This window comes from Lentzea sp. NPDC051213, assembly GCF_044455585.1.
Lineage (GTDB): Bacteria > Actinomycetota > Actinomycetes > Mycobacteriales > Pseudonocardiaceae > Lentzea.
On the sequence record NZ_JBITEX010000006.1, the window covers coordinates 364,617 to 383,801 of the forward strand.

The 19,185-nt window shown below is 71.1% G+C and carries 17 protein-coding genes; 5 read left to right on the forward strand and 12 right to left on the reverse strand.

Annotated elements, in window-relative coordinates; all coding sequences use genetic code 11:
* Nucleotides 1-82 precede the first annotated feature (82 nt).
* Complete coding sequence (locus tag ACIA8G_RS27520; protein WP_396421552.1) at nucleotides 83-1,213, forward strand: LLM class flavin-dependent oxidoreductase; 1,131 nt, start codon at nucleotides 83-85, stop codon at nucleotides 1,211-1,213.
* Between the two features lie 31 nt (nucleotides 1,214-1,244).
* Nucleotides 1,245-1,760 carry a flavin reductase family protein gene (locus tag ACIA8G_RS27525; protein ID WP_396421553.1) on the forward strand — a complete coding sequence of 172 codons (516 nt, stop codon included), beginning with the start codon at nucleotides 1,245-1,247 and terminating at the stop codon, nucleotides 1,758-1,760.
* A gap of 196 nt (nucleotides 1,761-1,956) precedes the next feature.
* Here ACIA8G_RS27525 and ACIA8G_RS27530 read toward each other — a convergent pair whose 3' ends face one another.
* Nucleotides 1,957-2,910, reverse strand: a complete 954-nt coding sequence (locus ACIA8G_RS27530; RefSeq protein WP_396421554.1) for a lysyl oxidase family protein — start codon at nucleotides 2,908-2,910, stop codon at nucleotides 1,957-1,959.
* A gap of 109 nt (nucleotides 2,911-3,019) precedes the next feature.
* Between ACIA8G_RS27530 and wecB the strand changes: the two genes are divergently transcribed.
* Nucleotides 3,020-4,159 (forward strand): non-hydrolyzing UDP-N-acetylglucosamine 2-epimerase, encoded by a 1,140-nt coding sequence (wecB, locus tag ACIA8G_RS27535; RefSeq protein WP_396421555.1) that lies wholly within the window; start codon nucleotides 3,020-3,022, stop codon nucleotides 4,157-4,159.
* Here the strand turns inward: wecB and ACIA8G_RS27540 are convergent.
* Together ACIA8G_RS27540 and ACIA8G_RS27545 are read right to left on the reverse strand one after the other, a co-directional pair.
* The gene (locus ACIA8G_RS27540; RefSeq protein ID WP_396421556.1) at nucleotides 4,048-5,370 is read right to left on the reverse strand and encodes an FAD-dependent oxidoreductase; all 1,323 of its coding nucleotides are present in this window, start codon (nucleotides 5,368-5,370) and stop codon (nucleotides 4,048-4,050) included. The two genes, wecB and ACIA8G_RS27540, sit on opposite strands and share 112 nt — an antisense overlap.
* Nucleotide 5,371: 1 nt before the next feature.
* Entirely contained in the window at nucleotides 5,372-6,187 is an 816-nt protein-coding gene (locus tag ACIA8G_RS27545) for a glycosyltransferase (protein WP_396421557.1), read from the reverse strand.
* Between the two features lie 267 nt (nucleotides 6,188-6,454).
* On the opposite strand from ACIA8G_RS27545, the gene ACIA8G_RS27550 reads away from it, so the two are divergent.
* Together ACIA8G_RS27550 and ACIA8G_RS27555 are read left to right on the forward strand one after the other, a co-directional pair.
* The gene (locus tag ACIA8G_RS27550) at nucleotides 6,455-7,879 is read left to right on the forward strand and encodes an exopolysaccharide biosynthesis polyprenyl glycosylphosphotransferase (protein ID WP_396421558.1); all 1,425 of its coding nucleotides are present in this window, start codon (nucleotides 6,455-6,457) and stop codon (nucleotides 7,877-7,879) included.
* Nucleotides 7,861-9,222, forward strand: coding sequence for a putative glycoside hydrolase family 15 protein (locus ACIA8G_RS27555; protein ID WP_396421559.1), 1,362 nt, complete (start codon nucleotides 7,861-7,863; stop codon nucleotides 9,220-9,222). Before ACIA8G_RS27550 ends, ACIA8G_RS27555 begins: the two co-directional genes overlap by 19 nt.
* Here ACIA8G_RS27555 and ACIA8G_RS27560 read toward each other — a convergent pair.
* Genes ACIA8G_RS27560 through ACIA8G_RS27600 form a run of 9 tightly spaced genes read right to left on the reverse strand, consistent with a single transcriptional unit; the run spans nucleotide 9,215 to nucleotide 18,986 of the window.
* Nucleotides 9,215-10,276: a glycosyltransferase family 4 protein gene (locus ACIA8G_RS27560; protein ID WP_396421560.1), complete on the reverse strand. Its 1,062-nt coding sequence runs from the start codon at nucleotides 10,274-10,276 to the stop codon at nucleotides 9,215-9,217. The two genes, ACIA8G_RS27555 and ACIA8G_RS27560, sit on opposite strands and share 8 nt — an antisense overlap.
* A complete protein-coding gene (locus ACIA8G_RS27565) occupies nucleotides 10,273-11,352 on the reverse strand; it encodes a glycosyltransferase (protein ID WP_396421561.1) in 1,080 nt (359 codons plus the stop codon). Before ACIA8G_RS27565 ends, ACIA8G_RS27560 begins: the two co-directional genes overlap by 4 nt.
* Nucleotides 11,349-12,761, reverse strand: coding sequence for an oligosaccharide flippase family protein (locus tag ACIA8G_RS27570; protein WP_396421562.1), 1,413 nt, complete (start codon nucleotides 12,759-12,761; stop codon nucleotides 11,349-11,351). Before ACIA8G_RS27570 ends, ACIA8G_RS27565 begins: the two co-directional genes overlap by 4 nt.
* Nucleotides 12,758-13,996, reverse strand: a complete 1,239-nt coding sequence (locus tag ACIA8G_RS27575) for a glycosyltransferase family 87 protein (protein ID WP_396421563.1) — start codon at nucleotides 13,994-13,996, stop codon at nucleotides 12,758-12,760. The genes ACIA8G_RS27570 and ACIA8G_RS27575 overlap by 4 nt, the downstream gene beginning before the upstream one ends.
* Nucleotides 13,993-14,868, reverse strand: coding sequence for a hypothetical protein (locus ACIA8G_RS27580; RefSeq protein ID WP_396421564.1), 876 nt, complete (start codon nucleotides 14,866-14,868; stop codon nucleotides 13,993-13,995). The genes ACIA8G_RS27575 and ACIA8G_RS27580 overlap by 4 nt, the downstream gene beginning before the upstream one ends.
* On the reverse strand, nucleotides 14,865-15,926 hold the full coding sequence (locus tag ACIA8G_RS27585; RefSeq protein ID WP_396421565.1) for a glycosyltransferase: 1,062 nt from the start codon (nucleotides 15,924-15,926) through the stop codon (nucleotides 14,865-14,867). The genes ACIA8G_RS27580 and ACIA8G_RS27585 overlap by 4 nt, the downstream gene beginning before the upstream one ends.
* Before the next feature lie 5 nt (nucleotides 15,927-15,931).
* Complete coding sequence (locus ACIA8G_RS27590) at nucleotides 15,932-17,227, reverse strand: O-antigen ligase family protein (protein ID WP_396421566.1); 1,296 nt, start codon at nucleotides 17,225-17,227, stop codon at nucleotides 15,932-15,934.
* Nucleotides 17,224-18,156: a polysaccharide deacetylase family protein gene (locus ACIA8G_RS27595; RefSeq protein WP_396421567.1), complete on the reverse strand. Its 933-nt coding sequence runs from the start codon at nucleotides 18,154-18,156 to the stop codon at nucleotides 17,224-17,226. Before ACIA8G_RS27595 ends, ACIA8G_RS27590 begins: the two co-directional genes overlap by 4 nt.
* Nucleotides 18,153-18,986, reverse strand: coding sequence for a hypothetical protein (locus ACIA8G_RS27600; protein WP_396421568.1), 834 nt, complete (start codon nucleotides 18,984-18,986; stop codon nucleotides 18,153-18,155). The genes ACIA8G_RS27595 and ACIA8G_RS27600 overlap by 4 nt, the downstream gene beginning before the upstream one ends.
* Nucleotides 18,987-19,185 lie beyond the last annotated feature (199 nt).

The window sequence follows — 19,185 nt, forward strand, 5'->3', positions numbered from 1 at the left end:
CGGGCCGGGGGCGTGCTCGGCCCCCGGCCCGGCCGGGCTCGACCGAATTGGCTTTCACACCAACACGACAAGGACGAATTCGATGAATCTCAAGTTCGGCGCGTTCATGGCACCGTTCCACGGCCTGGGGGAGAACCCGGCGGCCACCTTCTGGCGCAACATGGAGCTCATCGAGTGGCTGGACGTGCTCGGTATCGACGAGGCGTGGGTCGGTGAGCACCACTCCGGCGGTTGGTCGCTGATCAGCTCTCCCGAGCTGTTCCTCGCCGCGGCGGCCGAGCGCACCCGCCAGATCAAGCTGGGCACCGGCGTCGTCAGCCTGCCCTACCACCACCCGCTCACCGCGGCCGGCCGCATCGTGCAGCTGCACCACCAGAGCCGCGGCCGGGCGATGTTCGGCATGGGCGCGGGTGTGTCGCCGGCCGACGCCTCGATGATGGGCATCGCGCCGAGCGACCAGCGCCGCATGATGGCCGAGTCGCTGGACGCGCTGGTCGGGCTGATCAAGGGCACGGAACCGGTGACGAGCAAGACCGACTGGTTCGAGCTGCGTGACGCGACGCTGCAGCTGCGCCCGTACCCGGGCCAGGACCTCGACATGGTCGTGGCGAGCGCGGGTTCCGAGCGCGGCATGCGCCTGGCAGGCAAGTACGGCCTGCAGGCACTGACGTTCGCTGGCCGTCCCGGCATGCAGGACCCGCCGCTCGCCGAGCTGTGGGCCGCGGCCGAGGACGAGGCCGCCAAGCACGGCCAGACCGTCGACCGCAAGGACTGGCGCGTCACCGTCTGCGTGCACATCGCGGAGAGCAAGAAGGAGGCGCTCGACCAGGTGCGTGGCGGCATGAGCCGGTGGTACCAGGAGTACGTGCGCGACACGTTCGGCGCGCCGGCGACGCTGCCCGCGGGCATGGAGGCCGACGCCGCGCTGGAGTCCGGTTCGGTGATCATCGGCTCGCCGGAGGAGGCCGTCGAGGCCATCCAGCGCAAGCTCGACGAGAGCGGCGGCTTCGGCACGCTGCTGGTCAACACCCACGACTGGGCGTCGCGCGAGAACGTCAAGCGCAGCTTCGAGCTGCTTTCCCGCTACGTGGTGCCCGAGTTCAACGGCGCCCTCGACGGCCCCCGCGCCTCCCAGCGCTGGGTCGCCGAGAACCGCGGCGGCTTCTCGGCCCAGGCCCGTGAGGCCGCGCAGGCCGCCACCGCGCCCAAGTAACCACCCGGTGCCGCCGGAGGGGGAGGAACTCTTGACAACGCAGGACGAACTCATCGACGAACACACGTTCCGCGAGGCGATGTCCCTGGTGGCGGCACCGATCGCGGTGGTCACCACGACCGACGGCACCGGCCGCCGATGGGGGTTCACCGCGAGCGCGGTGACCTCGGTGTCGATGAGCCCACCGCTCGTGCTGGTGGGCATCGGCCACACGTCGAGCTGCCACGAGGCACTCACCTCGGCCACGGAGTTCGTGATCAACGTGCTGGGGGAGTCCGACGGCGAGGTCGCGCGCAGGTTCGCGACCAAGGACGTGGACAGGTTCGCCGGCACGGGACTCGTCACCTGGCCCGGCACGGCGTTGCCGGTGCTGCCCAGCGCGGTCGTGGCGCTGCGGTGCGAGGTGGCCGACGTGATCGTGGCCGGTGACCACGACCTGCTCATCGGCAGGCTGTGCGCGGTGCGGTTCAGCGAGGAGGCACCCGACCCGCTCGTCTGGTACCGCAGGGGTTTCCACTCGCGGAAGGAGCCGGAGTACAGCGGCTGACGCGCTCCTGCTCCTGGGCGTCTGCAAGTACCACCAACTCCTGATCGAACCGCCCTGAACTACTACCAACTGCTGCGCGGATGGCGCTGCGCGGGCCGGTTGGTAGTAGGAAAGTGCTCGATGATCTTGGGTTGGTGGTACTTGCACACGCCACACCACCCTCCCCGGGCCACGTGCTCGGGGAGGGATGCGGGGATCAGCTCCAGGGCGCATTCGCGCAGTTGATCCTGCCGGGACACCCGCGCAACAGGGTCACCCTGGGCGGTGCGGTGATCTGGGCGGGCGCCTGCGCGGCGCCGTCCGGCCACTGGACCTTGATCGCCATCGACGCCGCGTTGTTGTCGTAGTTCTTCTCCAGCAGGGCGCGGTCGGGGTTGGCGACGGTGACGACGTCGTAGGTCCCGGACCGCACCTGGGTGATGTCGAGCCACTGGAAGTCGACGGTGAACTTGTAGTCGTCGCCCTCGCCGACCGAGATGCCGAAGAAGGCCTCTAGCGCGTCGGGGGTGTGGTGCCCGCACCTGTGGCCGTCGAGCTTCTCCGCCAGCTGGCCGGTGAACGTCGTGTTGTCGCCGGGGCGGTGAGCGAGGGCCTTGGCGTCGACGTTGGTGTAGCGGTCACCCAGGCAGAAGCCGTTCTTGCGGTCTGTCACGACGGTCTCGCCCGTCGGGGTGCGCAGCTGGAAGTACTCGAAGCCCATCAGGTGCCAGTGCTCGTGGCTCGTGGTCGGCTCGTAGTAGGCCCAGGACGAGGTGTGGTGCTGGGATTCGCCGAACGTCATCGGGATCGGGCCGTCCACATCGGACTGGACGGCCTGCCGGACGGTCATGTGGGGCTGGGCGGTGCTGTCGCGGCGGGCGTGGACGAGGAACGGTCCGTCGCCGATGTTGTCCACCGAGGTGGTGAACCTCAGCCGGACGGCCTTGATGTCGCCTTCGGTCACGCACGGGCCACCGGGCGCCGACGGGTCGCTCACCATGCAGACGTCCCAGGCGTCGCACCTGCTCGCGTCCTTGCTGTAACCGCCGGGACAACCGACGGGAGCCTGTCGCAGATCAGGCAGGGCCGGCACGGCGGCGGCGTGCGACGACGCGGTGAGGGCGGTGGCGGTGATCACGGCCATGATCACCGCAGCGGGTCTCTTGATCACCGGCGAACATTAGTTGACGCACAACGGATTCAGGGGCACCGGCGCAAAGCCTCACCCGATCGACTGACGCGCCACGGGAAAAGCCGGGCGCGGCCCTAAGGTGCGGCCGGTGAGAAAAGGCGCCATCACCATGGTGTGCGGCACGCGACCCGAACTGATCAAGCTCGCGCCGCTCATCCGGCGGTTCGGCCAAGCCGCCGCCGTTGTCTACACAGGACAGCATTACGACCGGTCGATGTACTCGCGCATTCGCGCGGACATCGCGGAACCGGGGAGTTTCCACGAGCTGGGGCTGGGCGGTGGACGGCGGGGCAGCCAGCTCGGCAACGCCGTGGCGGCACTGGACGCCCACTTCGCCCAAGAACCACCCGATGTGGTGATAGTGCAGGGCGACACCACGTCCGCGCTCGCCGGTGCGCTGGCCGCCAACGCCAACGACGTGCCGCTGGTCCACGTCGAGGCGGGGCTGCGCAGCTACGACAGGGCGATGCCCGAGGAGCACAACCGGGTCGCCATCGACCACCTGGCCGATCTCTGCTGCGCGCCGACGGCCCTCAACCGCGCCAACCTGCTCGGCGAAGGCGTTGCGGCGGACCGGATCGTGGTCACCGGCAACACCGTCGTGGAGGCGTTGGAGGAGGCGCTGCCCAGCGCCGCCGAATCGCGCAAGCTGATCGCATCGCACGGGCTGCTCGCCGACGGTTACGTGCTCGCGACCGTGCACCGGCCGGAGAACGTGGACTGCCGGGACAACCTGGAGACCATCCTCGGCGACCTGGCCGCGCTGCCGTTGCCCGTCGTGTTGCCGCTGCACCCGCGCACGGCCAAGCAGGTCGCGGCGTTCGGCCTCGACGGGCTGCTGGCCGGCGTGCGGGTGATCGAACCCCAGTCCTACAAGGACTTCCTGTCGCTGGCCAGGTGGGCCGCGGTGCTCGTGTCCGACTCCGGCGGCGTGCAGGAGGAGGTGAGCGTGCTGAAGCGGCCCGTCGTCGTGGTCCGCCGCAGCACCGAACGGCCCGAGATCGAGGGCACGTTCGGCACGCTCGTGCCACCTGGCCCCAGGATGCGGGCCGAGGTGCTCAGGTGGCTCGACGACGTCAGCGGGCACCGCGCCCGGCTGGCGGGCATCGCGTCGCCCTACGGCACGGGTTCGCCGTCCGGGCTCATCGAGGCCGCGGTGCGGCAGATGGTCTCCGACACCCGGTTCGCCAGTCCCACGCTGGAGTTCCAGCTCGTCACCGACGGGTAGACGTGCGCGGTCGTGGCGAGGAGCAGCGGTGTGCCCGCCACCTCGACCGGCGGTTGCCGGGCGAGGTACCCGAGCGGGTACACCGGCTCCACGAACGGCGCGCGGAAGACGTGCACCTCCTCGATGTCCTCCGCCGTCAACAGCCCGGCGTGCAACGACAGCAGCTGCTCGGTCCACCGTGCCGCGATGTCGGCCGTGTCCTCCTGGAACAGCGGGGACTCCCGGTCGGTGTAGCGCATGGCGTACGCGATGTGCCGTCCCTCGACGGGACCGGTCAGCGGCGACATCTCGACGACGCCGTCGAACTCGGTGCCCGAGCGCAGCACCGGCGTCCAGTAGTGGCCGGACAACGGCTTGCGCAGCACGAACAACGCGTTCACCACGCCCTGGTACCGCAGATTCACCTGAGGCAGCAGCGGGGTCAGCTCGGCGTCGGCGACCTGCCGCAGTGACGGCAGCGGCAGGGTGGACACCACCCGGTCCGCCTCGATCGTCTCGCCGCCGTCGAGCTCCACCACCGCCCGTGCGCCGGCGGCACGCAGCACGCGCACAGGGGTGGAGGTGCGCACGGTGCCGCCGTTCGCCTCGATGGAAGCGTGCAGCGCGTCGATGATCGTCTTGTAGCCGCCGCGCGGGTAGCCGCGCACCGCGACGTTGCTCTCGCGCCCCAGCCGCTGCCACAGGTACAGCGCGGGCACGTCACCGAACGCCGCGCCGAACTTCGACCCGAACAGCGGAGCGAACAGGTCGCGCCAGACCTTGTCGCCGTACAGGCCGCGCAGCCAGTCCTCGGTGCGGAGGTTGTCGAGGTCCTTGCCCTTGCCGAGCCTGCGCAGCAGCACAGAGACGGCGCCGAACCGCACCCGGTCGACGAGGCCCAGGGCGGTGAAGCGCAGAAGGTCGACGGCCGAGTTGAACGGGTAGTGGCGGCCGTCGACCACCATGCCCATGCTCGTGTTCTCCCAGCGGACCTCGTCGCGCAGGCCGAGCTCTCCCAGCAGTGCCAGCAGATCGTCGTCGCTGGGCATGATGCAGTGGTAGAAGCGCTCGATCCACTGGTCGCGCCAGGGGAAGAACGTGCCGAGCCCGCCGAGCTGGTCGGTGCCCTCGAGCAACGTCACAGCGTTGTCATTGCCCTCGCCCTCGCGAGCGAGCCGGTGGGCGATGGCGAGGCCGCAGATTCCGCCGCCGATCACCACGGTGGTGGTCATTTCACAGCTCCCGGTAGGGCGCGGGCGTGAGCCGGTCGCGCACCAGCAGTTTCAGGTACTGCGCGATCGTCCGGCGCAGCTTGAGCTTGCTCGGCCCGCGCTTGCGGTCGTAGCGCAGCTCCAGCGGGACCTCGGTGATCACCGGGTGGCAGTGCCGCAGCTTGAGCAGCAGCTCGACCATGCAGGCGAAGCCGCGTTCCTCGACGAGCCGCTCGCCCCAGTGCTTGCTGGCCCTGGAGAGCACGCTGACGCGGTACGCGCGGAACCCGCTGGTGAAGTCGTGCACGTCGCCCAGCCCGAGCACCCGGCGGAACAGCACGGCCGCGCCGCGCGACAGCATCCGGCGGAAGGCCGGGGCGGTCCTGTCGTCGCCGCCGTCGACGAACCGCGAGCAGATCACGACGTCCGCGCCCGCGAGGATCTCGTCACCCAGCCTGGTGACCAGTGCCGGGTCGTGCGTGTCGTCGGCGTCCATGACGACCACGAAGTCGTCGACGTCGGCGGCGTTCAGGGCGGCCGTCAGTCCTGATTGGACGGCCTGGCCGAGGCCGAGGTTGATCGGGTGGCGCACCAGCCGGACGTCCAGCCCGCCCACGCCGGCCACGACGTCGGCGGTGCCGTCGGAGGACCCGTCGTCGACGACCCACGCGATCACCTGCTCCGTGCGCGCCACCTCGGCGATCCGGCGCAGCAGCGAGGGCAGCGAGGCGGCCTCGTTGTACGCGGGCAGCACGATGTGCGCCCGGCCGCGGGACGGTGTGGTGACCGCCGTCGCGACACTGGGCGAGGTGCTGACCTCACGTCTGTCGACTGTCAATGGAGCCCCCATTTCATCGGGTCTCAGTGCGGCGGCGAGAATTATTCGCACGCGCGGCCGCAATTTGAGGGCCACCCCCTGGTTTACTTTCGCTTCAGCGGGGAAGCACGGGGCAGGACCGGACCTGGATGTAATTCGAAAGGGGTATGGGTGTTTCTCGAACGGGTGACGACGGGGCGTTCTGCCGTCATTCTCGGGTCATTTTCCTGCCAGCTGATCTCGATCGGGTGATCTCGAATGAGACGAAGCGTTGAGACGCGAGCAGGTATGAGTCTTCCCCTGGAAGAGTGGTTCGCCGGAGAGCTGACCGCTCCGATGGCCGCGGTGCCGGACGAGCCGCGGCCGAGTCGCGCGCGGGGCCGGATCGATCTGGGCCGGGTCAACGGCGTGGCGGTGCTGCTCGTCGTGGTCGACGTGGTCGCACTGCTCGTGGTCGGGTCCGCCGGGCCGGTTTCGGTGTGGACGCTGGCGCTCGCGGGTGCGCTGCTCGGCGTGCGGGCCAGCGGGCGGATCTACCGCCGTCGGTTGTGGCTGGCCTGGTTGCACGACCTGCCGCGGTCGCTCGGCACCACCGTGATCGCCTTCGCCGCGGTGAGCACCGCGGTGCTGGTCGGCGGCTCGCCGCCCGAGCTGCTGACGCAGGTGCAGGCGGACGTGCTGACTTTCACCCTGGTGAGTGAACCTGCCCGGCTGGTGGTGTTCGCGTTCGGCCGCTGGTGCCGGCGCCGGTTCGACCGGTGCGACCGCACGATCGTGGTCGGTGCCGGCCAGGTGGGGGCCGACCTCGCCGAGGTCATGCTGCGCCACCCCGAGTACGGCCTGCGCCCGGTCGGGTTCATCGATCCGGAACCGCCCGGTGACCGGCAGCTGGTCGCCGAACTGCTGAAGGAGGACCTGGCCGGCGCCATCAAGCGGCTCGGGGTCGGGACCGTGGTCATCGCGTTCTCGCACGCCCGCGACTCACCGCTGGTCGACGCCGCGGTCACGGCGCACCGGCTCGGTTGTTCGACGCTGGTGGTGCCGCGGATGTTCGAGCTGCACCAGGACGGACCGGACGTCGAGCGGCTGCGCAGCTACCCGCTGCTGCGCCTGGGCAGCGCGCCGACCAGCAGGCCGACCTGGTGGATCAAGAGGTTCGTGGAGCGGACGGCCGCCGCGTTCGCGCTCGCCGTGCTCTCCCCGCTGCTGCTGGTGTGCGCGCTGGCGGTGCTGTTCGAGAGCGGCCGGCCGATCATCTTCAAGCAGGTGCGCGTGGGCATGGACGACCGGAAGTTCGTGATCTACAAGCTGCGCAGCGTCCGGCAGAGCGGTGTCGACGACTCCGACGTCCGCTGGTCGGTCGAGGGGGACTCCCGCGTCGGCCCGGTCGGCCGGGTCCTGCGGCGCACCTCGCTCGACGAACTGCCGCAGCTGTGGAACATCCTGCGCGGGGACATGTGCATTGTCGGACCGCGTCCGGAAAGGCCGGGTTTCGTTCGCCAGTTCTCGGCGGTCCACGAACTATACTGGGCGCGCCATCGGGTGCCGACCGGATTGACCGGGCTCGCCCAGGTACACGGATTGAGGGGCGACACCTCGATCGTCGATAGATCTCGGTATGACAACTATTACATCGCGAATTGGTCGTTGTGGCTGGATGTCAAAATCGTGCTGTTGACAGTGGGTGAGCTGTTTTGCCGAAGGAATCGCTGACAGGCCGGGTGCTCGCACGTGCTCTGGTGGTGGTGCTGGTGTTCACCACGACCGCGTGCGTCTCCGTGCCGGTCTCCGAGCGGGCCGCGCTCGAAAGCCTCGTGGCCCCTCCCGATCCTTCGATCGTCGCCGGTCCCCAGCCGAAACCGCTCGCGCCGTGCGCGTGGTGGTACGCCATCGGGGCGAAGCCGTCGGCGTTGCAGCTCAGGTTCGCCGCGGAGCACTACTCCCTCGTGGTGCTCAACGCGTGGGAGACAGCGGCCCTCAAACGGCTGAAGCAGCTGAACCCCAAGGTGAAAGTGCTGGTGTACAAGGACTTCTCCAGCACCCGCAACTACCCCGGCACCGTCGACAACGGCGTCGACGCGAAGTACCTGCCGACCGGGCTCGGGTACGTCGCCGCGGAGAAGGCCCACCTCGACTGGTTCGCGGTCGACGCGAAGGACCAGCGGATCGAGTGGCAGGGCTACGAGAAGCACTGGCAGATGGCGGTGTGGAAGCCGGAGTACCAGCGCGCCTGGACGACCGCGGTCGTCGACGAGGTCGTCCGCGAGGGGTGGGACGGCGTGCTGGCGGACAACGACTTCAGCTCGCTCAGGTTCTACTCCTCCGCCGTGCTCAAGGGCACCGCCGACGCCACGGCCACGGACCGCCTGCTGCGCGACGGCTTCGACGAGTTCCTGGGCATCGCGGGCGACGCGCTGCACAAGGCGGGGAAGATGCTGGTGCCCAACGTGTCCGAGTCGCACCTGCGACCGGGCCGCTGGACCGCGCACTCCCGCTACGACGGCGCGATGGAGGAGAACTTCGGCCTGCGCGACGACGGCGGCTCCGGTGAGCTGCTCACCTTCCGCGGCAACGAGTGGAAGGAACTGCGGGCCCAGGCCGCGCTCGGCGAGTCGTGGCTGCTGCTCGTCACGCACACGGCCAGCCCGCGCGAGGAACGCGTCGGCTACGCGACCGCGGCACTGCTGGCCGGGCCGCACACCTGCTGGAACGGCGCCACCCCCGACTACCGCAACCCCGCCTGGTCGCCGTACCAGGAGGCGGGCCTGGGCGAGGCGGTCGAGACCGCGAACCGGTTGCCGAACGGCCTGTGGACGCGCGGGTTCACCAACGGCTGGGTCGTGGTGAACCCCACCGCCAAGCCGATTCAGGTGACCCCGCCGCCGGGCCTGGTCGACATCGCCGGTGCGGCGGTGCCCGGTCCGCTGGAGTTGCCCGGTGCGGACGCCAAGGTCCTGCTGAAGCCGAAGACCTCGCCCACCACGAAACCACCGGTCACGCCGACGACCACGACCACGACCGCCACGAAACCGGCGGAGCCGGCGCCCGTCACGTGAGGCTGCGGTACAGCTCCAGGTGCCGCTGAGCGCACACTTCGGGGCTGAAGCGCTCGCGTGCCCGTGCCGCGAACAACCGGCCCGTCCGTGCGGGATCCGGGTCGGCGAGAAGCCGCCGCAGTTGCTTGCCCAGCGCGGCGACGTCGCCGGGTGCGGCGAGGAAACGTGCGGTTCCGGGTGCGTCGAGCATGTCCGCCACACCACCGGTGTCCGTTGCCACCACGGGTTTTCCCGCCGCCATCGCCTCGGCGACCACGAGGGGCTGCTGTTCCATCGTGGAGGGCAGCACCAGGGCGTCGTGCTTGCGCAGCAGGTCGGGAACGTCGGCGCGGAAACCGAGGAACTCGACCGGCAGCCCCGCGGCGAGCTGTTCGTACTTCGCGCGCTGCGGGCCGTCGCCTGCCACCGTCAGCGTCGCGTTCGGCGGCAGTGCTTCGAGGAGTGCCGGCAACCCCTTGCGTTCCACCAGAAGCCCGACGAACAGCAGGCGCCGCACCGGCCCGGCGGGTGGCTCAGCGTGGCCGATCGCCACGCAGTTGTCGATGTGCGTCACGCGCTGGGCGGGCACGCGCAGCCGGTCGAACAGGAACCGGCCCATCGAGGGCGCGGGCACCACCGTGCGGCCGACGCGGCGCGCGACCAGCGCGTCCGCGGCCAGCACCGTCATCGTGTACGTCGACGGCCGCCGTGCCCCGGGGATACCGCGGAACCAGGGCTCGCTCACGTCGTCCGGCACGCCGTGATAGGTGTGCACGACGCGGATGTCACCGCCGAGCCCGGCGCACACCAGCCCGCTGCGGCGGTCCTGCGCGTGCACCACGTCCGGCCGCCACGCCCGCAGTTTTGCCCGAGCACGCCGGCTCGCCCGCAGATCTCCCTTGCGCGGCACGGAGATCTCCTCGTGCCGGCCGGCGATCAGGTCCGCGTCCCGCGCCGGCACCGGGCCGAACACCCTGACCTCGGCCTCGCCGGACGCCTGCAGCGCCGCGGCGAGCCGCACGGTGACGTCGACCGGGCCACCCCGGTCCTGCGTCAACACGAACGCGACCCTCATGACACACCTCCGGTGACGAGCTTCTCGACGAGCGTGATGATCTGGTCGGTCATCCGGCCGCGGTCGAACAACGCCTCGGCGCGCCGCCGTCCGGTGAGACCCTCGAAGCTGGCCAGCGACGGATCCGCGAGGCGCGCGGCGAGCGCGCGGGCCAGGGCGGTGACATCACCCCCGGCCACGACGGCACCGGCGTCACCGACGCTCTGCCGCACCCCGGCGACGTCGAACGCGACGACGGAACGCCCGCACGCCATGGCTTCCAACGGTACCAACGCCATGCCTTCGGCACGTGACGGCAGCACCACGACGTCCGCCGCCGAGTAGAAGTCCGCGACGGCGTCGCTGTGGCCCCACCAGACAACGGATTCGTGGTCGCAGGACCAGACCGTCCTCATAGGACCGTCACCGACGAGCACGAGCCGGGCGTCCGGCACCTCCGCGAGCACCGCGGGCCAGGCGGCGAGCAGCAGGTCCTGGCCCTTCTGCGGCGCCAGCCTGCCGACGCACACCGCGGTCGGCCGGTCGTCCAGTCCGAGACGCTGCCGCGCTTTGGTGCGGTCCACCGGCAGCAGTCGCATGGTGTCGACGCCGTTGCACACGACCTCGGCCGGCGCGGACACCCCCGCCGCGCGACCGGCGGCGAGTTCGTCGTCGCTCACGCACACCAGTTGGTGCGTCCACCGGGAAGCCATGGCCTCCCAACCTTTGGACAGCCGTGCCAGCGGCCCGTCCGCGACCTGGAACGACCACAGGTGCGGCTGGAAGATCGTCGGCGTCCGGCCGCGCGTCGCGAGCCTGCCCGCGAGCCCGGCCTTCGAACTGTGCAGGTGCACCAGATCCGCGTCACGCACGAGTGCGCGCAACCGGACCGTCTCCAGCAGCGAGCCGGGTCCGGGGGAGCGCGTCGCCCGCCACGGCCGCACCTCGATCCCTTCCGTCCGCAACTGGTCCGGCAGCCAACCCTCCGGGCAGGCGACGGCGATGTCCCACCCGGCATCCCGTTGTGCCAAAGCCAGATCCAGCACGACCCTGGCGACACCCGCGGTCACCGGCTGCGTCACGTGCACGACCCTCATGACAGGCTCCCGCGCAGCTCGCGCACCGCGTCGCGGTTGACCGGCACCGTGATCGCCGCGTACACCCCGAGCAGCACCAGCCCGCCGAACACGGCGCTCGCCACGCCACCCTCGGGCAGCAGGCGGGCCACGAGCACACAGCTCACGCCCGCGACGAGCAGTCCGCCGGCCACGCGGGTCAGCTCGCGCAGCGGGAAGGCGAGGCCGTGCTTGGTGAGCACGCGCCAGGTGATCGGCACGAGCAGCCACACGATCACGGCCTGCGCGATGGCCACGGCCAGCACACCCAGGCGCGTCGTGAACGCCAGCGCGCCGAGCAACGCCACCAGGTGGGTGACCTCCAGCGCCAGGTACCAACGTGCGTGCCCGGCGGCCCGCACGACCTGGTACCAGGTGTGCAGCAACCCGAGGCCGAGTCCGTAGGCGCACAACACGGCCAGCACCGGAGCGGCGGGCGCCCAGCGTTCGCCGAACAGCACCACGCGGTCCGCCAGCAGCGCGGTGACCGCGTAGAGGCCGCCCGTGATCATCAACGTCGCCTTGGTGAACCGCAGCACGGCACCGGAGACGCTCTGTCCACTTCGGACCAGCTGGGCGCAGACCGGGAACATGACACCGCCCAGCACGACGGCGACGAGGATGTACGGCATCCAGGCGATCCGGAACGCGAGCGAGTACACGCCCACGGCGGACGGCCCGAGCACGTGACCGATCGTCAGGTAGTCGACGTTGATCAGCAGCGTGGCGACCGCCGCGCCGGGGCCGACGACCGACGTCCAGCGCAACGCCTCGGTCGCGGCTTCCCGGTTCCAGCGCGGCCGCAGCCGCGCCCCGGCGACTACGGCGAGCACCGGCTGGGCGACCGCCGTGCACACCAGCCCGGCCGCCATCGCGAGCGGGCCTTCGCCCTGTGCCGCCAGCACGATCGTGACGGCCGAGCCCAGGATCATGCCGCCCGCGTCGGGCAGCATCCGGCGCCGGAAGTCGAGATCGCGGTGCATGACCGCCATCTGCACGCCGCCGATGGCCGTGAACGGCAGGCTGATCGCGGCGAGCCGCAACAGTCCCGCCGCGTCCGGGGTGCCGAGCGCCTGGGCCAACGGGCCGGCGGTCAGCAACACCAGCGCGGCCAGGACGACCCCGCCGCCCGCGCTCAGCGTGAGCACCGTCCCCGCGAGCAGCCGCGGATCACGGTCGGTCCGGCTGATCACGTCGTAGACACCGGCGGACTGCACGACCTGGCCGATGTTGACCACGGACACGACGAGCGCCACCGTGCCGAGCCCCTGCTCGGTGAGCAAGGCCGCCAGCACCAGCGTGACCGCGACCTGACAGCCCTTGCTGACCACGTTGACCGCGAAGAGCCACAGCGACCCGCGGACCGCCCGCTCACCGATCCGGTTCGTCATGCGATCTTTCGCCTGGCCGCGACGACGAGCAGCACCCAGGCCACGACGATCGCCACCCCGTCCACCGTCACGTCCACCCGGTGCCCGAAGAGCCCGGCGACCGCCGTGTTCACGAAGTACAGGTGCGCGAACGGAACCAGCAGCGCCAGCAGCGCGATCGCGGCGAGCCGCCAGTCCCGTTCCTTCCTGCGCCGCCAGCACACCACCGCGACCGCGGCCATGGCCGGCACGGCGATCAGCACGTCCCCTGGCTGGTGCACCAGCGCCACCACCAGCCCGACGCCCGTGACCAGGTCCGCGATCGACCGGCTGTCCTGGTCACCGCGGTCGAGCTTCCTGGCGAGCACCGCCGTCACCGCGAGCACACCCACCAGCGCCGCGAGTTCGGCCGCCGGAGGCAACGCTTCAGTGACGCGGAAGAACACCGCGGGAAGATCCACCCGTTGCGCCGTCATGGAATCAACGGCGCCGTAGGTCGTCCCGCTAGCGTGTGCGAGATTCGCCGAGATCACCTCGAGGAACGGCCCGACGCCACCACCCCGGTACACGAGCAACGCCACCACGGGCAGGCTCGCCAGCGCGGCGATGGCCGTGCCGCCGAGCGCCACCCGCCGGGAACCGCGGGCGAACAGCAGAATCGCCAGCGGCAGCCCGAATTGCGGCTTCAGCCACGCCACCGCCAGCCCGAGCGCGGCGAGCCGCGGATGGCTGGACCGCGCCATCAGCGCACCCGCGGCCCCGACAGCGATCAACGGGTTGACCTGGCCCACGTACAGCTGGGCCTTGCCGACCTGGCTCGTCACCAGCAGGGCCGCGATCGCCACCGTGCCGAGCACGAGCGGCATTTTCGCGTTGCGGGCGGCCAGCAGTGCGAGAACTCCCAGCAGCAGCAAGGAGGCGAGCGTGAACGCGACCGCGCCGATCCGGTAGTCGGGCAACGCGAACGGCAGGTGCAGCACCAGGTGGTACGGCTGGTACAGGTTGAAGTTCTGGCGTACCGGCCAATGCGCGAACATCGCCGCCGGGTCGTACGGGTTGCCTCCCGCCAGGAACTCGCGGATCGGGAAGTACAGCGCGTCCCGGAAGTCCTGGAGGCGTTCCTCGGTCAGGTTGTCCTCGGTGGGGGTGGGGACCTCCCAGGCCGGGCGCAGGGCGCGGGCGGCGCTCATCGCGCCGAAGACGGCCACCAGGACGGTGACGATCGTGCGGGCACTGGGTTTGGTCGTGGTGATCACGTCAGCACCACCGCCACCAGCACCGCCGAAGCAGGAAGCACGGCCAACGCCGCCGTCAGATCCCCCGGCTCACGCTCGTTCCCCGTCACCGCGACCACGGCCGTACCTTCCCCGGGCTCACCCGTCTTGTCCGGCAACGCCAGCGCCAGCGCCTCGGCCTGCGCGGTGAGCCCGGAATCCGACGCGATCACCCGCACCGGACGGGCCGCCGCGACGCACAACGCGGTGAGCCGGTCGACCAGACCGGGGTCGTCCTCGCGCACGAGAGCGAACGGGTGGCGTACCCCCGCCGCCTCCGCCGCTGCTCGCACGGCGGCCTCACCGGTGCGCGGCCTGCGCAGGGAGCGCAGCGCGACGGTGGCGATCGCCGCCGCGAGCGCCGCGGCCAGCGCGAGTCCCGCCGCGAGCTTCCAGTCCGGCGCCACCCTCGTGGTGTCCGGTCGTTCCTCGAGCACGCGCAACCGGCCGGCCGGTGCGAGCAGGTTCGCTTCCGCCACCGCCTTGGCCACGGCCAACACGGCGGCGCTCGCCTGCTCGGCCGACCCGGCGCGCACGGACAGGCGCGCGAGACCTGACGCGGGCACCAGCTCCACGGCCACGCCGTCCGCGATCTCGCGCGGGGTGCTGTCCGCCGCGTGCGCGGCCGCCTCCAGCACGGTCGCGCTGTGCACCAGCTGGGCGATCGCCGGCAGTGCCAGCGAGGTCACTTCGCCGTACTGGGCGGCGGAGTCGGTCTGCGTCGCCGGCACGGCCAGCAGCGCGACCCGGCTCTCGTACTGCTCGCCGCGCAGCGAGGTCACCGCCAGCACGAGCACGGCGACGACGAGCGCCACCGCCGATGCTTCCAGTGCGGCGCGGGCACTTCTGTTCACCGTCGTCCTCCCACGGTGGTCCTGAGCAGCTCGTCGTACTTCTTCATCTGGGTGTGCGGGTCGTGGTCGCGTTCGACGGCGGCACGACCGGCCTCGGCCGCGGCGGCACGGGCGTTCGAGTCGAAGAGGAACTTCGCCAACGCGGCCGCGGCGGCCTTCGGGTCGCGCCGGGGCACCAGCACGCCGCCGCCACCGGACAGCACCTCGCGCACACCGTCCACATCGGACGCGACGACCGGGCGGCCAGCGGCGAGCGACTCCAGCACGGCGATCGGCATGCCCTCCCAGTCGCTGGTCAGCACCGTGACGTCGGTGGCCTCCAGCAGATCGGGGACGTCGCACCGGGTGCCGAGGAAGCGCACGCGGTCCGCCACCCCGAGTTCCTCGGCGAGCAGTTCGAGCTCGGCGCGCAGGCTGCCGTCACCCGCCAGCAGCAGGACGGCGCCCGCGACCAGCGTCCACGCCTCCAGCAGCACGTCGTGCCGCTTCTGAGGCTCGAGCCGAGCGGGGCACAGAGCCACCGGCACGTCGGGCCCGAGACCGAGCAGGCCGCGGATCGCCCCGCGGTGCACTCGCGGGGGTTCCGCGAACACCGCGTTGGGAATGACCTCCACGGCAACGCCCCTGGCGCGCAACAACGAGGCGCTCGCGTCCGCGACCGCGACCACGGCGCGCGAGGTGCGGCGCAGAATCCGTGCCGCGCCACGAACATCCGTCTCGGCGACGCCGTGGAACACCGACACCACCGGGGTCCTCCCCGCGGCGAGCCGGGAGACGAGGCTCGCCGACACGTTGTGCGCGAGGACGACGTCCGGCCGGAAACCGCGGATCGCCCTGCGGGCCGCCGCGACCGCGCGCAGTACACCGGTCGCCCGGCGCCGGGCCACGGGCAGGTCGTACGTCGGCACCCGCTGTGCCCGCAACGCCTCCGCGCGATGCCCGCCGCCGCTCGCGACACCCGACTCCCAGCCGAAGTCGCCACCGGACCGCACCATGCCCGCGACCACGGCTTCGGCGCCTCCGGCACCCATCTCACTGATGACGTGCAGCACACGCATCGCTTTCACGCTCCTCGCGGCGCAGTTCGGCCGCGATCAGCGACCAGATGGGCAGGCAGTGCTCTGGCAGGACCGCGCTGTGGGCCGTTGGTGAGGAACCCGGCGTGCCGGTCGGCGATGCCAGGCGGACCGTTCGGTGCTCGGGCAGGAATGCCGAAGCGACCGGCACCGCGCAGTTCGGCCGCGACCGCGACAGCGATCAGCGACCAGATGGGCAGGTAGTACTGCTCGGACAGGAACGTCGAGGCGACCAGCGCGGCGATCAGCGACGCCTGGACCGCGAGCATCGGACGCCGGTCCTCGCTGACCCGCAGCACGCGTTCCGTCGCCACGAAGGCCAGCGCGACCGCCCCGAGGAAGCACGCGAGACCGGGCAGGCCGAGCTCGGCGCCGATCTCCAGGTAGATGTTGTGCGCCACCGGTGACTGCTCGTCGATCTCGGCGTTGCGCGAGGCCGCCACGTACTCGCTGCGGAACCCTCCCGGCCCCACCCCGATCACCGGGTGGTCGGCCATCATCCTGGCGGCGGCCTGCCAGCGGAGCTCGCGAGTGTCCACATTGGTCCCGGCGATGTAGGACTTCTCCGCCAGCGCGCGATCCAACGCCGGACCGGCGAAGACCATCGCGCCGAGCCCGATGACCGCGAGACCGCCGGCCGCAACCGCGATCGCACGCACCGACACCCCACGTCGTGCCACCAGCCAGGCGACGGCGCAGGCCAGCGCGAGCGCGCCACCGCGGGAGAACGTGGCCGCCGCGCCTGCCGCGAGCACGGCGCCGGTGAGCATCAAGAGCCACCGGGCCCTCCCGCGAGGCAACGCGATCAGCAACGGCAGCGCCACCACGAGGAAGTACGCGAGATCGTTGGGATCCTCCAGCGGACCGCTCGCGCGTGACGCGCCCTCGAAGACCAGGCTGTACAACGCACCCACCGCCGCGAGCCCGGCGCCGCCGACGGCCGCCGCGAGCACCGTGCGGACCGGGACCTCGCGCGCCACGACGTCGGCGAGCACCGCGGTGATCACCAGGAACGGCACGAACCGCTGGGCGTAGTCCAGGGTGAACGGATCACCGGCGTGGATCGCGGACGACGCCAGGAGCACCGCGGCGAACACCGCCAGCAGGCCGTGCAGCGGATGTGGTGCGGGCAGGCGGCGTTCCCGCACCCGTTGCGCGGCCCACGTGCCGATCAGCAACGCCGGCGCCACCTTGCCGAGGTGCGGGTGCACCTGCTGCAGCTGGCCTTCCAGCGGTGCCAGAGCGACCGTCGCGCACGCGAGCACGCACAGCGGCAACCTCATCCGCACAACTCCGTGCGGCGTTCCCGCAGCAGCCCGAGCCGTTCGACGTGCTCACCGGTGCCGACCACGTCGAAGTGCCGCCGCAGCAGGGAGAGCACCCAGCCGAGCAGCTCCGCCTTCTGCGCGCCGGGTACCGCCATGCCGGGGAAGAACTCCATCCCCGGTGCCTCCGCGCCGCTGAGCACGTCGGTGGGGTGCAACAGCAACGACGGCGCGGTGCCGGTCAGCAGGCACAACCGCAGCGCCGTGCGGAAGTAGCCGCGGGCGAGCCGGGGCGAGATCTGGTGCAGCTGCAACAGGTACGCGCCGTGGATCGGGACGCGCGCCAGCGGCATGGTCGTCACCGGCAGCTCCACCACGCCGGTGCCGCGCCAGCGATAGGGCGTGTTGGGGGCGAGCACCTTGCCGAAGCCGCCGAAGAGGTCGTCCGAGTCGCCGGTCTGCGCCGTGCGGTTGTGATAGGCGCGGGCCAGCGGGCCGATCCACGTGGGCAAGGTGCTCGCGTCGTAGCGGTAGCCGCGTGCGGCGAGCAGCTCGACCAGTGCCGGGGTGACGCTGTACCCGGGACCGCGGAACCCGACCGGCCGGGGCGCACCCGCCGCGGTGATCGCGTCCTCGGTGCGGACCAGTTCCGCCTCGAGCTCGGCGGGGGAGTACCGGTGCAGCCAGGGTTCGTGCCCCCACGAGTGGTTCGCCACCTCGTGCCCCGCCGCCACGATGTCGCTGACCGCCTGCGCGCCGTCGTCACGTGCGGCGTCGGCACCGACCACGAACACCGTGGTCGTGAGCCGGTGTTCGCCGAACACGTCCAGCAGCCGGGGCACGGCGGTGCCGAGGAAACTCGGCCGGTGCTCCCAGTCCGGGTTGCCGTGGGTTTTGAGGTACGCCCACAGGTTGTCCAGGTCCAGCGAGACGCTCGCGGTTCTCACCCGGCCACCTCGGCCGTCTTCGCCTTGGCGCGCACCGGGAAGCCCAGTGCCAGCACACCGGCCACGACGAGGGCCATGCCCGCGCCGACCGCCCACTCCCAGCCCGGTGTGATCCGGTCGCCCAGCAACGCGACGCCGACAACGGACGTGAGCACCACGGTCGTCGCGTCCATCGACGCGACCGACGAGGTGGCCGTGCCGCGTTGCAGCGCCACGGCGAGACAGGACTGGCCGACGAACGCCGCCACGATCATCAACCACGTCAACGGGTGCAGCAGCATGTCGAACACCGCTTCGTCCGCGACCGACCGGCTGATGATCGCGACCACCGCGAAAGCCGTGCCGGCGAGCACCGACACGAGCACCGCGTTGCGTCCCCCGACCGCGCGCGAGGCGAGCACCACCGCGAGCAACGGCAGTCCGAGCAGGACAAGACCCGGCACCGTGGGGATGTCGTGCGCCACCGACGATTCCGACGCGGCGGCGAGCAGGACGAGTCCGGCCGCCATCGTCACGAGCACGGCGATCTCCAACGGCCGCACCCGCCATTTCAGCACCAGCAGGCCGAACGCGGTGGCGAGCCCGACCGCGCACGACGAACCCGCCTGCACCAAATACAGCGGCAGTGACGCGCGAGCGAGAAACGCGAATCCGAAACCACCCACCTGGCCGGCGAATCCGAGCAGGTACAGGCGGTCCTTCGCCAGCCGGGCGAGCAGTCCCAGCCCGGCTCCCGGCCTGGTGTCCGCGCGCTGTGCGGCGATGGTCTGGGCGACGATGCCCAGGCCGTAGAGCGTCGTCGAGATGGCGAGCTCGAGATAGCCGGGCATGCGGGGACCTCTCTTGTCAGGGGCCCCGAAGAATACGGTCCGCTAATGGTGAGACCCATTAGAGGGATAGGTGTTCACCTATTGCTGATAATGCGTCGGAACTAATACTCGATCGTGAGCTAAATTCCCCGAAAGGGTGACGCTGGTGCTGACCGCAACGTGGGCACGGCCGTGTCCGAGCCTGTCCGACTTCGTCCGA